The sequence below is a fragment of the Pseudomonas sp. B15(2017) genome, from assembly GCF_002113215.1.
Taxonomy (GTDB): domain Bacteria; phylum Pseudomonadota; class Gammaproteobacteria; order Pseudomonadales; family Pseudomonadaceae; genus Aquipseudomonas.
On sequence record NZ_NEJZ01000006.1, the window covers coordinates 20,865 to 34,917 of the forward strand.

General features: G+C 62.3%; 11 protein-coding genes. 1 reads left to right on the forward strand and 10 read right to left on the reverse strand.

What is annotated here, in order from left to right; translation table 11 throughout:
- Positions 1-10: 10 nt before the first annotated feature.
- The 10 genes from hutI to hutC form a co-directional block, all read right to left on the reverse strand.
- Entirely contained in the window at positions 11-1,216 is a 1,206-nt protein-coding gene (hutI, locus tag CAF73_RS10970; RefSeq protein WP_085702688.1) for an imidazolonepropionase, read from the reverse strand.
- A gap of 59 nt (positions 1,217-1,275) precedes the next feature.
- Positions 1,276-2,808: a histidine ammonia-lyase gene (gene hutH / locus CAF73_RS10975; protein ID WP_085702689.1), complete on the reverse strand. Its 1,533-nt coding sequence runs from the start codon at positions 2,806-2,808 to the stop codon at positions 1,276-1,278.
- Positions 2,809-2,938: 130 nt separating this feature from the next.
- Positions 2,939-4,462: a histidine ammonia-lyase gene (hutH, locus tag CAF73_RS10980; protein ID WP_085702690.1), complete on the reverse strand. Its 1,524-nt coding sequence runs from the start codon at positions 4,460-4,462 to the stop codon at positions 2,939-2,941.
- Between the two features lie 182 nt (positions 4,463-4,644).
- Positions 4,645-5,475: a glycine betaine/L-proline ABC transporter ATP-binding protein gene (locus tag CAF73_RS10985; RefSeq protein ID WP_085684013.1), complete on the reverse strand. Its 831-nt coding sequence runs from the start codon at positions 5,473-5,475 to the stop codon at positions 4,645-4,647.
- Positions 5,472-6,323, reverse strand: a complete 852-nt coding sequence (locus CAF73_RS10990) for a proline/glycine betaine ABC transporter permease (protein ID WP_085698084.1) — start codon at positions 6,321-6,323, stop codon at positions 5,472-5,474. The genes CAF73_RS10985 and CAF73_RS10990 overlap by 4 nt, the downstream gene beginning before the upstream one ends.
- Positions 6,324-6,407: 84 nt before the next feature.
- Positions 6,408-7,376, reverse strand: coding sequence for an ABC transporter substrate-binding protein (locus tag CAF73_RS10995; protein ID WP_085702691.1), 969 nt, complete (start codon positions 7,374-7,376; stop codon positions 6,408-6,410).
- Positions 7,377-7,446: 70 nt separating this feature from the next.
- Entirely contained in the window at positions 7,447-8,919 is a 1,473-nt protein-coding gene (locus CAF73_RS11000; RefSeq protein WP_085684018.1) for a cytosine permease, read from the reverse strand.
- A 177-nt stretch (positions 8,920-9,096) separates the two neighbouring features.
- A complete protein-coding gene (gene hutU / locus CAF73_RS11005; RefSeq protein WP_085702692.1) occupies positions 9,097-10,779 on the reverse strand; it encodes a urocanate hydratase in 1,683 nt (560 codons plus the stop codon).
- A gap of 446 nt (positions 10,780-11,225) precedes the next feature.
- Positions 11,226-11,795 carry a HutD family protein gene (locus CAF73_RS11010; protein WP_085702693.1) on the reverse strand — a complete coding sequence of 190 codons (570 nt, stop codon included), beginning with the start codon at positions 11,793-11,795 and terminating at the stop codon, positions 11,226-11,228.
- The gene (gene hutC / locus CAF73_RS11015) at positions 11,792-12,502 is read right to left on the reverse strand and encodes a histidine utilization repressor (RefSeq protein ID WP_170844914.1); all 711 of its coding nucleotides are present in this window, start codon (positions 12,500-12,502) and stop codon (positions 11,792-11,794) included. The genes CAF73_RS11010 and hutC overlap by 4 nt, the downstream gene beginning before the upstream one ends.
- 146 nt (positions 12,503-12,648) lie before the next feature.
- Here hutC and CAF73_RS11020 point away from each other — a divergent pair, with 146 nt between their 5' ends.
- Positions 12,649-14,013 carry a formimidoylglutamate deiminase gene (locus CAF73_RS11020; protein WP_085702694.1) on the forward strand — a complete coding sequence of 455 codons (1,365 nt, stop codon included), beginning with the start codon at positions 12,649-12,651 and terminating at the stop codon, positions 14,011-14,013.
- The last annotated feature ends 40 nt before the right edge of the window (positions 14,014-14,053 follow it).

A 14,053-nucleotide genomic window follows, 5' to 3' on the forward strand; every position in this document is an offset into this window, starting at 1 on the left:
AACCGCTCTCCTACAGACTTGATTCAACGCCGTGACGCACGACGCGTTTGTCCAGTTCGCCACCCAGCCAGTACGCCAGATCCGCCGGGCGGTCGATCTGCCAGGCGACAAAATCCGCGACCTTCCCAACCTCCAGCGAACCGTGGGTCTCGGCCATGCCCAGGGCTTGCGCCGCGTGAATCGTGGCGCCGGCCAGCGCTTCTTCCGGGGTCATGCGGAAGCAGGTGCAGGCCATGTTCAGCATCAGGCGCAATGACAGCGCCGGCGAAGTGCCGGGATTGAGGTCGCTGGCGATGGCGATTTTCACCTTGTGTTTACGCAGGGCTTCCATCGGCGGCAACTGGGTTTCACGCAGGAAGTAGAACGCGCCCGGCAACAACACCGCGACAGTATCGGACTTGGCCATGGCGATGGCGTCGGCTTCGTCCATGAACTCCAGGTGATCGGCGGACAACGCGTGATAGCGCGCGGCCAGACTTGAGCCGTGCAGCGACGACAATTGCTCGGCGTGCAGCTTCACCGGCAACCCGAGTTTTTGCGCGGTGATGAACACCCGCTCGACCTGTTCCGGGGAGAACGCCAGGTATTCGCAGAACGCATCCACCGCATCCACCAGGCCTTCGGCGGCCAGCGCCGGGAGCATCTCGGCGCAGATGTGATCGATGTAATCGTCAGCGCGATCCTTGTATTCCGGCGGCAAGGCGTGAGCGGCCAGGCAGGTGCTGCGCACGCTGATCGGCAGCTCGGCGGCGAGGCGACGGATGACCCGCAAAATCTTGCGCTCGCTGGCCAGATCGAGACCGTAGCCGGATTTCATTTCGACCGTGGTCACGCCGTCGCGCATCAGGCTTTTCAGGCGTTTGGCGGCGCTGGCGAACAGCTCGTCTTCCGAAGCTTCACGGGTGGCGCGCACGGTGCTGGCGATGCCGCCACCGGCCGCTGCGATCTCGGCGTAGCTGACGCCTTGCAGGCGCTTCTCGAACTCGCCGCTGCGGTTGCCGCCGAACACGGTGTGGGTGTGGCAGTCGATCAGGCCGGGGGTGACCCACGCGCCTTGCAGGTCATTGACCGCCGGGTATTCGCCGGACGGCAATTGGCTGCGCGGGCCGATCCACTCGATGAGCGCACCGGACGTCACGATGGCCGCATCCTCGATGATCGAGTAGACGCCTTGCGCCATGGTCGCGACGTGGCAGTGTTGCCAGAGGGTTTTCATCCCAAGTCCTCGTCTTGTGATCGTTCCCACGCTCTGCGTGGGAACGATCAGTGGTGGGGTTAAAGGCTCGGCAGCAGTTTCGCCGGAACCAGTTCGGTCAGAACCCGCGATGCCAGCAGTTCAGTCGCCGCATTGATGTCCGGCGCGAAGAAGCGGTCCTTCTCGTAGAACGGCACTTCGCGACGCAGAATCCCTCGGGCCTGCTCCAGTTTGGCCGAGGTCTTCAGACCATTGCGCAGGTCCAGCCCCTGCACCGCCGCCAGCCATTCCACCGCGAGAATCCCGCGCGTGTTCTCGGCCATTTCCCACAGGCGCTTGCCGGCGGCCGGAGCCATCGAAACGTGGTCTTCCTGGTTGGCAGAAGTCGGCAGGCTGTCCACCGAGTGCGGATGGGACAACGCCTTGTTTTCACTGGCCAGGGCCGCAGCGGTCACCTGGGCGATCATGAAGCCGGAGTTCACGCCACCGTTGGCCACCAGGAACGGCGGCAGTTGCGACATGTGTTTGTCCATCATCAGCGAGATACGGCGCTCGCTGAGGGAGCCGATTTCGGCGATGGCCAGGGCCATGTTGTCGGCGGCCATGGCCACTGGTTCGGCGTGGAAGTTGCCGCCGGAAATCACGTCGCCTTCGGCCGCGAACACCAGCGGGTTGTCGGATACGGCGTTGGCTTCGACAACCAGCACTTCGGCGGCCTGACGGAACTGGGTCAGGCACGCGCCCATGACTTGCGGCTGGCAACGCAGCGAATACGGGTCCTGAACCTTTTCGCAGTTCTGGTGCGAGTCGGAGACTTCGCTACGCTCGCCCAGCAGATCGCGGTAAGCGGCAGCGGCGTCGATCTGGCCTTTCTGGCCGCGGGCTGCGTGGATGCGTGCGTCGAACGGCGAACGCGAACCGAGCACCGCTTCCACCGTCAGCCCGCCCAGCGCCAGCGCGCCGGCGAACAGGTCTTCACCTTCGAACAGACCACGCAGCGCAAACGCGGTGGAAACCTGTGTGCCGTTGAGCAACGCCAGACCTTCTTTCGCCGCCAGGGTCAGCGGGGTCAGGCCGGCGACTTTCAGCGCTTCGGTCGCTTCCATCCACTCGCCCTTGTAGCGCGCCTTGCCCTCGCCCAGCAGCACCAGCGACATGTGCGCCAGCGGTGCCAGGTCACCGGAAGCACCGACCGAACCTTTCAACGGAATGTGCGGGTAAACCTCGGCGTTGATCAGGGCGATCAGCGCATCGATTACCACCCGACGGATGCCGGAGAAACCACGGCTGAGGCTGTTGACCTTGAGCACCATGATCAGGCGCACCAGCTCATCGCTGATCGGCTGGCCGACGCCGGCGGCGTGGGACAGCACCAGCGAACGCTGGAGGTTTTCCAGGTCTTCGCTGGCGATACGGGTCGAGGCCAGCAGACCGAAACCGGTGTTGATGCCGTAGGCGGTGCGGTTTTCCGCAAGGATCTGCTCGACGCACGCCACGCTGGCTTCGATCTGCGCGCTGGCGCTGTTGTCGAGGGTCAGCTTGACCGGGTTCTGATAAACGTCACGCAGTTGGGCCAGGCTCAGTTGGCCGGGGATCAGGTTCAGCGCAGTCATTTAAATGCTCCTTTTGAGGCATTCAGCTCTTAGTTAAAGAGAAACTACCAGTCGCTCCGGAGCATTCCGTTATCCGTCGCCTCTCGTCTTTTGGACGATCCGCGCCTTGGCACGCTGGTATGGGTAGTTGTCAGTGCAGATTCGGTAATGCGTTGTGCAGCAGGTTCGAGTCTTTCAGAACGCGAGCGGCGGCGGCGATGTCCGGTGCCAGCCAGCGGTCCTGATCGTAGGCCGGGACTTTTGCGCGCAGCAGTCGCCAGGCGGTATCGGTGCCCGCGCCGAAGCGCTGTTCCTTGAGGAACTCAAACGCCTGGGCCGCCAGCAGGTATTCGATGGCGAGGATCTGCGTGCAGTTTTCCAGCGCGCGGTGCAGCTTCAGCGCGGCGTTGGTACCCATGCTCAAGTGATCTTCCTGCAGGCCCGAGGTGACGTAGTTATCGAGCACCGCCGGTTGCGCCAACTGGCGGTTTTCCGCGCACAGCGATGCGGCGACGTATTGCACGATCATCATCCCGGAGTTCACCCCCGGATTGGCCACCAGAAACGCCGGCAGACCGCTGACGTGCGGGTTGATCAGGCGATCCAGGCGCCGCTCGGCAATCGAGCCGATTTCAGCCATCGCAATCGCCAGCAGATCCGTCGCCAGCGCCACCGATTGCCCGTGCGGGTTGGCCTGGGACATCACCCGGAAGTCGTCCGGCGTGCCCAGCAGCAACGGGTTGTCGGTGCAGCCATTGAGTTCGGTTTCGATCTGTTTGATCGCGTGTTCCAGTTGATCGCGCGCGGCACCATGCACCTGCGGGATCGAGCGGATGCTCAGGGCATCCTGAGTGCGAATGCCTTTGCTCGCGGCGATCACTTCACTGCCATCGAGCAAGGCGCGCAGATTGACGCCGACCTGCTGCATGCCCGGATGCGGCTTGAGCGCGATGATCTCCGCATCGAATGCGGCGATCTGGCCGCGCTGGGCTTCGAAGCTCATGGCGCCGATCACATCCGCCCATTGCACCAGACGCGTGGCGTCGGCGATCGCCAGGCAACCGAGGCCGGTCATGCACGGCGTGCCGTTGACCAGGCACAGACCGTCCTTCGCCCCGAGCTGCACCGGTTGCAGGCCCTCTTCGGCCAGCGCCTGCTGCGCGGACACCACTTGCCCGCGATAGCTGACATTGCCCACGCCCAGCAGCGCGATGCCGATGTGCGCCATGTGGGTCAGGTAACCCACCGAACCCTGGGACGGCACTTGCGGGGTGATGCCGCGATTGAGCAGCGCCAGCAACGCCTCGACCACCCGGCGATGAATACCGGATTTGCCGTGGCTGTAGTTGCGGATCGCCGAGCACATGATCGCGCGCGTCTGCTCATCGGTCAGTATCGGGCCGACGCCGCAGGCATGGCTGAGCAAGGTGTTGCGCGACAGCTGGCTGAGCTGTTCGTCTTTCAGCGAAACGTTGCACAGCGCACCGAGACCGGTGTTCACGCCATAGGCGCGCTCGCCGCTGGCAACGATGCGCTGGACGATGCCCTGTGCGTTTTCAATGCGCGCCCAGGTCTGCGCCGACAGCTCGAGCTGCGCGCCGTGACGGGCGACTGCGACCACATCCTGCCAACGCATCGGAGCGTCGGCGATAACGATTTTTTCAGCCTGGGACATCTAAAACCTCTTGGACTTGATCGTTCCCATGCTCTGCGTGGGAATGCCGCTTGGGACGCTCCGCGTCCCGCTCTCAACGCAAGACTGGAGTCCTGCGCAATGGTGACGCGGAGCGTCACGGTATGCATTCCCACGCAGACGGTTCGACGCCTCGACGTGGGAACGAGCCTGCCGTAAAACCTTTAAACCACCGCCGCCCGGCGCTGCACGAACCGGTCGACATATTCGTCCGCCGGCGAATGCAGGATCTCTTTCGGCGTACCGACCTGGATCAGGCGGCCGTCCTTGAGAATCGCGATGCGGTTACCGATGCGCACGGCCTCGTCGAGGTCGTGGGTGATGAAGACGATGGTCTTGTGCAGGGTCTTTTGCAGCTCCAGCAACTGGTCCTGCATCTCGGCGCGGATCAGCGGATCGAGTGCACTGAACGCTTCGTCCATCAGGATGATGTCGGTGTCCGCCGCCAGGGCGCGAGCCAGGCCCACACGTTGGCGCATGCCGCCGGAGAGCTGGTGCGGGTATTTGTTTTCGTAGCCCTTGAGGCCCACGGTGTTGATCCAGTGCAGCGCGCGTTCGGCGCACAGCTGCTTGCTCTCGCCGCGCACTTTCAGGCCGTAGGCAACGTTGTCGAGGACGGTCTTGTGCGGCAGCAGGCCGAAGCTCTGGAACACCATGCTGATCTTGTGCCGGCGAAATTCGCGCAGGGCTTCCATGTCGTATTGCAGGATGTCCACGCCGTCCACCAGGATCGCGCCGCTGGTCGGGTCGATCAGGCGGTTGAAGTGGCGCACCAGCGTCGATTTGCCGGAGCCGGACAGGCCCATGATCACGAAGATCTCGCCGGTGCCGATGCTCAGGGACAAGTCGTTGACCCCGACCACGCAACCGGTTTCGTTCAGCACCTGATCCTTGGTCTTGCCCTGGCCGACCATCGCCAGAGCGTCCGAGGCACGATTGCCGAAAATCTTGAAGACGTTTTTGACTTCGATCTTGCTCACGGTTGCGTTGCTCATTTGCTCACCTCATGCCGTGGCCGACCATAAGCCTGGGTAATGCGGTCGATGACCACTGCGAGAATCACGATCGCCAGACCGGCTTCCAGGCCGCGTCCGACGTTGAGGGTCTGAATGCCCACCAGCACGTCTTCACCCAGGCCACGGGCGCCGATCATCGAGGCGATCACCACCATCGACAGGGCCATCATGGTGGTCTGGTTGATCCCGGCCATGATGCTCGGCAGGGCCAGTGGCAGTTGCACGCCGAACAGTTGCTGCCAGCGGTTGGCGCCGAAGGCGTTGATGGCTTCCATCACTTCGCCGTCGACCTGGCGGATGCCCAGATCGGTCAGGCGGATCAGCGGCGGCGCGGCGTAGATCACGGTGGCGAAAATCGCCGGTACCTTGCCCAGGCCAAACAGCATCAGCACCGGAATCAGGTACACGAAGCTGGGCATGGTCTGCATGATGTCGAGCAGCGGCATCAGCACCGAACGCAGGCGATTGCTGCGCGCCGAGAGAATCCCCAGCGGTACGCCGATCAGCACCGAAATGACCGTCGCCACCATCATCAGCGCGAGGGTCTGCATCAACTTGTCCCACAGACCGACAGCGCCGACCAGGAACAACAGACCGACGATCACGGCGGTGGTCACGGCTTTGCGCGTTGCGTGCCAGGCCACGACACCGACGATGGCCAGCATCAACCACCACGGCGCGGCGCGCAGCAGGCCTTCAAGATTGACGATGGCCCACAGCAGGGTGTCGGAGATATGGCGGAACACATCGCCGTAGTTGGTGACCAGCGCGTCGACCCAACCGTTGACCCAGTCGGCGATGGAAAAGGTAAAGCTTTCGGGAAACATAAGCGGCTCTCAATCAGGAAACTCAATCAAGCGATTGCGGCGAATACCCCGGCCCGCCTCTCGGTTGGCCGGGAGGAATTCGACCTACAGCGCCGCTTCGATTTTCTTGGCAGCGTCTTCACTCACCCACGCATGCCAGACCTCAGGATGTTCCTTGAGGAAGATTTTCGCCAGTTTTGGCGACTCGATACGTTCCTTCGCCATGCGGCCCAGATTCTGGTTCAGCAGGTCGATCGGCAGGTTGACCTTTTCCAGCACGGCCACCAGTTCCGGGGCTTCGTCGTGGAAGGTCTTGGACAGGCCAACCTTGATGGTCACGGTCTTGTCGACGCCCGGTTTTTCTTCCAGTTTCACCGCGTCGATCTGCCCCATCAGCGGGGTTGGTGTCCAGTAGTAGAACAGGATCGGCTCGCCACGCTTGTAGCTCGACAGCACGGCCGCATCCAGCGCCGGGCCGGTGCCGGGGCGGAAGTTGGTGTAGCTGTTTTCCAGGCCGTAGCTTTTCAGCATTTCGCTGTTGTCCAGCTCGCAGGTCCAGCCGGCCGGGCAGTTGTAGAAGCGGCCTTTGGAAGGCTCTTCGGCGTCCTTGAAGACGGCGGCGTATTTGCCCAGGTCGGCGATGTTTTTCAGGTCCGGCGCCTTGGCTTCCAGCTTGCGCTTGGCATCGCCTTCGATCACGTAGCGCGGCACGTACCAGCCTTCCACTGCACCGACCACCGGGGCGCCGACACCGACGACCTTGCCGGCCTTCTCGGCCTTGTTCCAGACCTCGCTGCGGCCGACCCATTCTTCGGCAAAGATCTGGATGTCGTTGCTGCTCAGGGCGTTTTCCATGGTGATGGAGTTGCCCGGCAGGCTGTCGGTCTTGCAGTCGTAACCTTTCTCCAGCACCACCTGCAGAACGTCGGTCAGCAGCATGCCGCTTTCCCAGTTCAGGCCGGCGAATTTCACCGGTTTGCCGGACTCGCACCAGCCGGCGGCCTGGGTCGCGCCAGCGCTGGCCAGCAGGCCCATGGAAAGCAATGTGGTCAGCAGGGTCTTGTTCGATTTCATTGTTGTGACGCTCCTAATCATGAATTGGCTTACGGCAGTCAAGAGGCATCCAGCCCTGTCCACGTCCAAATCAGGCCTGCGCCGCAGCGCGACCGGCCCCGCTTGTTTTAGGTTGTACAACGCTGTCCTGCTCGACGGGCAGAATCAGTCGATCGGGTACGGTGCCGTGCCATTTTTTCGCGCAGACGTAGTACAGCGCTGCGGGCAGCACGAGACCGATGATCCAGGAAATATCCACATCCCCCAGGGCCGCTACCAATGGACCGGTATAGAACTTGGTGGAAATGAACGGCAGTTGCACCAGCACCCCGAACACATAAACGCTGATACCGAGGAGGTTCCAGCGGCCGTAGCGACCGTTCGGATCCGCCAGCGCCGGTACGTCGTAGCGCTCGCGGGTGATGCAGTAGTAGTCCACCAGGTTGATCGCACTCCACGGCGTGAAGAACGCCAGCAGGAACAGGATGAAGGACTTGAACGCACCGAGGAACGAATGCTGGCCGAGCAGCGCAATCAGGGTCGCTGCGCCGACGATCACCAGCACGAACACCAGGCGCTGCATCCGGGTGACCGTCAGGTGGCCACGGAAGCCGCTGATGATGGTCGCGATGCACATGAAGCTGCCGTAGGAGTTCAGGGTGGAGATGGTGACCTTGCCGAACGCGATGCTGAAATACAGCAGCGCGGCAGTGGCACCGGTCCCGCCCAGACCGACGATGTAAGCGACTTCATGCCCGGCGAATTGCCCGTTGGCCGAAGCGGCTGCGAACACACCGAGGATCATCGCCACCTGCGCGCCGATCACCGAACCGGCACCGGCGGCGAAAAAGGTTTTCACCGAAGACACCTTGCTCGGCAGGTAGCGCGAGTAGTCCGCAACATACGGGCCGAAAGCGATCTGCCAGGAGGCTGCGAGCGAAACCGCCAGCAGGAAACTGCTCCAGCTGAAGTGACGGATTTCCAGAAGTGCGCCGACGTCCACCTGACTCATCAGGCGGCTGAACAGGTACACGAAAGCGATCACGCCAATGGCACTGGCGATCCGGCCGATCCAGTGAATCACCCGATAGCCGAGCACCGTGACCACCACGATGACGCTGGCGAACAGCAGGATGCCGACGGTGTCGCTGACCCCGAACAACTGGCCCAGCGCCTGGCCGGACAGCACGGTCCCGGTGGCGGTGAAACCGAGGTACATCAAGCACACCAGCACGATCGGAATCGCCGCGCCGTAGACGCCGAACTGCACCCGGCTGGAAATCATCTGCGGCAGGCCAAGCTTCGGCCCCTGCGCCGCGTGCAGCGCCATCACCCCTCCGCCCAGCAGTTGACCGATCAGCAGACCGATCAACGACCAGAACACATCGCCGCCCAGCACCACGGCCAGGGCCCCGGTGACAATCGCGGTGATTTGCAGGTTGGCACCCATCCACAGGGTGAACTGACTGAACAGACGACCGTGTCTTTCCGCTTCCGGGATGTAGTCGATCGAACGCCTTTCGATCAACGGTTTACTGCCTGCACGATCGGTGTTGCCTGCCATGATTCAACCTCTGTGGATTGTTTTGATTGTTCACTAAGCTTCTGTAGGGCAGCTTTTCTGTGGGAGCGAGCTTGCTCCGGGCGGCGATCCGACGAAAGCGATTTGTCAGTCAGCACAGATACTGAATGTGCCGGCCTCTTCGCGAGCAAGCTCGCTCCCACACAAAGCCAAAGCCCTTTATTTGCCGGTGATCATCGGCAGGTTCAGCCCTTGTTCCCTGGCGCAGTCGATGGCGATCTGGTAACCGGCATCGGCGTGACGCATGACACCGGTGCCCGGGTCGTTGTGCAGAACGCGAGCGATACGCTCGGCCGCTTCGTCGGTACCGTCGCAGACAATCACCATGCCCGAGTGCTGGGAGAAGCCCATGCCGACGCCGCCGCCGTGGTGCAGGGACACCCAGGTCGCACCGCTCGCGGTGTTCAGCAGCGCGTTGAGCAGCGGCCAGTCGGAGACGGCATCGGAGCCGTCCTGCATCGATTCGGTTTCACGGTTCGGGCTGGAGACCGAGCCGGAGTCGAGGTGGTCGCGACCGATCACGATCGGAGCCGACAGCTCGCCGCTGCGCACCATTTCGTTGAACGCCAGACCGAGCTTGGCGCGCAGGCCCAGGCCGACCCAGCAGATACGCGCCGGCAGACCCTGGAAGCTGATGCGCTCGCGCGCCATGTCCAGCCAGTTGTGCAGGTGGGCGTCGTCCGGGATCAGCTCTTTGACTTTGGCGTCGGTCTTGTAGATGTCCTGCGGATCACCCGACAGCGCAGCCCAGCGGAACGGGCCGATGCCACGGCAGAACAGCGGACGGATGTAGGCCGGTACGAAGCCTGGGAAATCGAATGCGTTTTCGACGCCTTCTTCCTGAGCCATCTGACGGATGTTGTTGCCGTAGTCGAAGGTCGGCACGCCCATCTTCTGGAAATCGAGCATGGCTTTGACGTGAACGGCCATCGATTGCTTGGCGGCCTTGACCACAGCGGCTGGCTCGGTCTTGGCGCGGGCGCGGTATTCGTCCCAGGTCCAGCCGGCCGGCAGATAACCGTTGAGCGGATCGTGGGCGCTGGTCTGGTCGGTGACCATGTCCGGGCGTACGCCGCGCTTGACCAGTTCCGGAAGGATTTCAGCGGCGTTGCCGCACAGGGCGATGGAAACCGCCTTGCCTTCAGAGGTGTATTTGGCGATGCGGGCCAGCGCGTCGTCGAGGTCTTTGGCCTGCTCGTCGACGTAGCGGGTCTTCAGGCGGAAATCGATGCTGATCTGCTGGCATTCGATGTTCAGCGAGCAGGCACCGGCGAGGGTCGCGGCCAGTGGCTGGGCGCCACCCATGCCGCCGAGGCCGGCGGTCAGGACCCACTTGCCGGTGAGGTTGTCGTTGTAGTGCTGGCGACCGGCTTCAACGAAGGTTTCGTAGGTGCCCTGGACGATGCCCTGGCTGCCGATGTAGATCCAGCTGCCGGCGGTCATCTGGCCGTACATGGCCAGGCCTTTGGCGTCGAGTTCGTTGAAGTGTTCCCAGGTCGCCCAGTGCGGAACCAGGTTGGAGTTGGCGATCAGCACGCGCGGGGCGTTGCTGTGGGTCTTGAACACGCCGACCGGCTTGCCCGATTGCACCAGCAGGGTTTCGTCTTCGTTGAGGTTGGTCAGGCTCTCGACGATCTTGTCGTAGCACTCCCAGTTACGCGCGGCGCGGCCGATGCCACCGTAGACCACCAGCTCTTTCGGGTTCTCGGCGACTTCCGGGTCGAGGTTGTTCATCAGCATGCGCAGCGGCGCTTCGGTCAGCCAGCTCTTGGCGGTCAGCTTGTTGCCGCGGGCGGCGCGGATCTCAACATTACGAAACTTAGTAGGCTTATTGTTAGTCACGAAAAAGACTCCTCAGCGATCAATTCAAACCAACCCTGGCAGTGGGCAAGCAGCCTGTGCGCCTCAGTGCGCGACAAGCGAATCAGTGGACGCTGCGGAGAGTCTCGTTCGACTCATACGCATACGTCTTTACTTGTACATACAAGCATATGCAATCAAGCGGCCAACTTGTTGGAGGACCGTTCAACAAAAATCCAGGACAGGTCTGCAGAGCGCCTGAATCAAGGGCTCCGGCGTTCATGAATTTTTTCGCGGGGTGGATTGAGGACAGCGACAGGTTGTTACGAAAGCGTGGCTTTGCGCCACGCTGGGGCGTTCGGTAACAAGTTGGTGCGCATTTCGGGAACGTCGGGACGAAAAAAAACCGCTGCTTTCAAAGCAGCGGTTTTTGATCGTTGATCGTTAGATCGTTCCCAGGCTCTGGTGCGAACGAGCAGTAGAGAGAATCAGCGCGCAGACAGTTCAATCACGCAGCAACCGGCATTGACGGCAATCTCGGTCAAACCGGTGTTACCGTCCAGTTGCAGGCAGTCATGGCGGCCGAGTTGCGAGGCGCCGCCACCGACCGTGACTTCCAGCCGTTCACTGACGCTGAAGACCAGCACCGTGCTCGCCGAACTGAAAAACCGCAGTTCGCCGTCCAGCCATTGCAGGCGTGCGCTGTAACGCTGCGGCGAGTAGATCAGGTTGAAGTCGCGGATCGCGCCGCCGAGCAAGGTGCAGGACACCTGGCTCTCGCCGCTGAAGGCAAACGGGTCGAGGGGTAACAACGGCCGGGTATCGTCGCCGTCGACACACAGGGACATGCCGTCGCCCTGCAATACCGTGATTACCCGCTGGTAACCGGCGAAGGTCGAGAAACCGCCGGATTCGGCGATGTCGGCAATCGACAGACGCCAGCCGAAACCGTCGAGGCCGGCGCCGGCGTCACGGGTGATTTCCTCGGTGCTGCCGCCGCCGTTTTTCCACGGCATGCGCGGGTAGCCTTCGGCGCGTAGAACCTTCAACTCTTTCATTTATGGAACCGACCTTCCAGACGATGACGGGAACCGGGGTGGATCAGGCGCGCCGCCGTCACCGGCTGACGACCCGACCAGGTACGACGGCGGATCAGCAGGCATGGCTCGCCTTTTTCGATCTGCAGCAATTTGCATTCGGACGCTTCGGCGAGGATCGCTTCAACCACGTGCTCGCCTTCGGTCAGCGGCGCGACCTGGTTCAGATAGGCGTAAGGCGTTTGCAGGGTGAAGTCCTGCTTGAGGTATTCCGGAGCCACCAGCGCGTTGACGAAGCGGTCTTCGATCTGCACCGGAATGTCGTTTTCGTAGTGCACGATCAGCGAGTGAAAGACCTTCTGCCCTTCGCGCATGTCCAGCGCCAGCGCGCGCTCGGAACCGGCGGCCTCTTCTTCCAGGGTGATCACCTGGCAAGTATGGCGATGGCCACGGGAGGCGATTTCGTCGGCGATGTTGTGTACTTCGAACAGCGCGGACTGGCTCTTCGGTTCGGCGACAAAAGTACCGACGCCTTGCATGCGCACCAGCAGGCCGTCGGCGGTCATTTCCCGCAGCGCGCGGTTGATGGTCATGCGGCTGAAGCCCAACTGGCTGACCAGCTCGCTTTCCGACGGCACGCGGTAATGCGGCGGCCAGTTACCGCTGTCGATCTGTTGAGTGATCATCTGTTTGACGCGGGCGTACAAGGGCGCCGGACTGTCGCCCATGTTCGCGGCCAACGGGGAGACTGGAGGCGGAGTCGGCACGGTGGATCCCTGTTCATTGGATGAAAGTTGCTAGCTTGCCGGAGTTTACCGGGCAGGCAAACGTCTGTATATGTATATACAAATAACACACGATGGGGTGCCGAACCATGTCCGCCTTCTTTGCCGAACGCGCGCTGCTGCCTAACGGATGGGCCAACAATGTACGTCTCGAGGTCAGCGCCGATGGCGTGTTGACCCGAATCCAGGCCGATTCCACCGCAGATGGCGCCGAACGGCTGAGCGGTCCGCTGCTGCCGGGGATGCCGAATCTGCACTCCCACGCGTTCCAGCGAGCGATGGCGGGACTGGCGGAAGTGGCCGGCAACCCCAACGACAGTTTCTGGACCTGGCGCGATCTGATGTATCGGCTCGTCGGAAAAATCAGCCCCGACCAGCTCGGGGTGATTGCCCGCCAGCTGTACATCGAAATGCTCAAGGCCGGTTACACATCGGTCGCCGAATTCCATTACGTCCACCACGATAACAACGGCCAGCCGTACGCCGACCCGGCCGAGCTGGCATTGCGCATCAGCCAGGCGGCCAGTGCCGCCGGCATCGGCCTGACATTGCTGCCTGTGCTTTACAGCCACAGCGGTTTTGGCGGCCAGACGCCGAACGAAGGTCAGCGCCGTTTCATCAACAGCACCGAAAACTACCTGAAACTGCAATCGCGCCTGCAACCCCTGCTCGCGCAGCAAAAGGCGCAGTCGCTGGGCCTGTGCTTCCACTCTTTGCGCGCGGTCACCCCGCAGCAGATCAGCGAAGTGCTGGCAGCCAGCGACAAGCAATGCCCGGTGCACATCCACATTGCCGAACAACAGAAAGAAGTGGACGACTGCCTAAGCTGGAGCGGTCGCCGCCCGCTGCAATGGCTGTATGAAAACACCGAAGTCGATCAGCGCTGGTGCCTGGTGCACGCGACCCACGCCAATCCGGAAGAAGTCACGCTGATGGCCAGGAGCCGCGCCATCGCCGGTCTGTGCCTGACCACCGAGGCCAACCTCGGCGACGGTATTTTCCCGGCGGTGGATTTCCTCGCGCAGGGCGGGCGCATGGGCATCGGCTCAGACAGTCATGTGTCATTGAGCGTGGTGGAAGAATTGCGTTGGCTGGAATACGGCCAACGCCTGCGCGATCAGCGGCGCAACCGCTTGTATGGCGCAGATCAGCCGATGGTCGGGCGCACGCTGTATGACGCGGCGCTCGACGGTGGTGCTCAGGCGCTGGGCCAACCGATCGGTGCGCTGGAAGTCGGCAAGCGAGCTGACTGGATTGTGCTCGATGGCAGCGATCCATACCTGGCCACGGCCAGTGGTGACGGGATTCTCAATCGCTGGCTGTTTGCCGGTGGCGACCGTCAGGTGCGCGATGTGCTGGTCAACGGTCAGTGGGTCGTGCGCGAGGGGCGACATGCCGAGGAGGAGGACAGCAATCGCGCCTTCACCCAGGTCTTGCGAGAGCTTTTGGGCTGACACAAAACCTCTGTTCTGATCGCTCCCACGCAGAGCGTGG

Bases quoted from the DNA above. Each gene is read 5' to 3' on its own strand.
- hutI (WP_085702688.1), bottom strand. From the start codon at position 1,216: ATGAAAACCCTCTGGCAACACTGCCACGTCGCGACCATGGCGCAAGGC.
- hutH (WP_085702689.1), bottom strand. From the start codon at position 2,808: ATGACTGCGCTGAACCTGATCCCCGGCCAACTGAGCCTGGCCCAACTG.
- hutH (WP_085702690.1), bottom strand. From the start codon at position 4,462: ATGTCCCAGGCTGAAAAAATCGTTATCGCCGACGCTCCGATGCGTTGG.
- CAF73_RS10985 (WP_085684013.1), bottom strand. From the start codon at position 5,475: ATGAGCAACGCAACCGTGAGCAAGATCGAAGTCAAAAACGTCTTCAAG.
- CAF73_RS10990 (WP_085698084.1), bottom strand. From the start codon at position 6,323: ATGTTTCCCGAAAGCTTTACCTTTTCCATCGCCGACTGGGTCAACGGT.
- CAF73_RS10995 (WP_085702691.1), bottom strand. From the start codon at position 7,376: ATGAAATCGAACAAGACCCTGCTGACCACATTGCTTTCCATGGGCCTG.
- CAF73_RS11000 (WP_085684018.1), bottom strand. From the start codon at position 8,919: ATGGCAGGCAACACCGATCGTGCAGGCAGTAAACCGTTGATCGAAAGG.
- CAF73_RS11010 (WP_085702693.1), bottom strand. From the start codon at position 11,795: ATGAAAGAGTTGAAGGTTCTACGCGCCGAAGGCTACCCGCGCATGCCG.
- hutC (WP_170844914.1), bottom strand. From the start codon at position 12,502: ATGGGCGACAGTCCGGCGCCCTTGTACGCCCGCGTCAAACAGATGATC.
- CAF73_RS11020 (WP_085702694.1), top strand. From the start codon at position 12,649: ATGTCCGCCTTCTTTGCCGAACGCGCGCTGCTGCCTAACGGATGGGCC.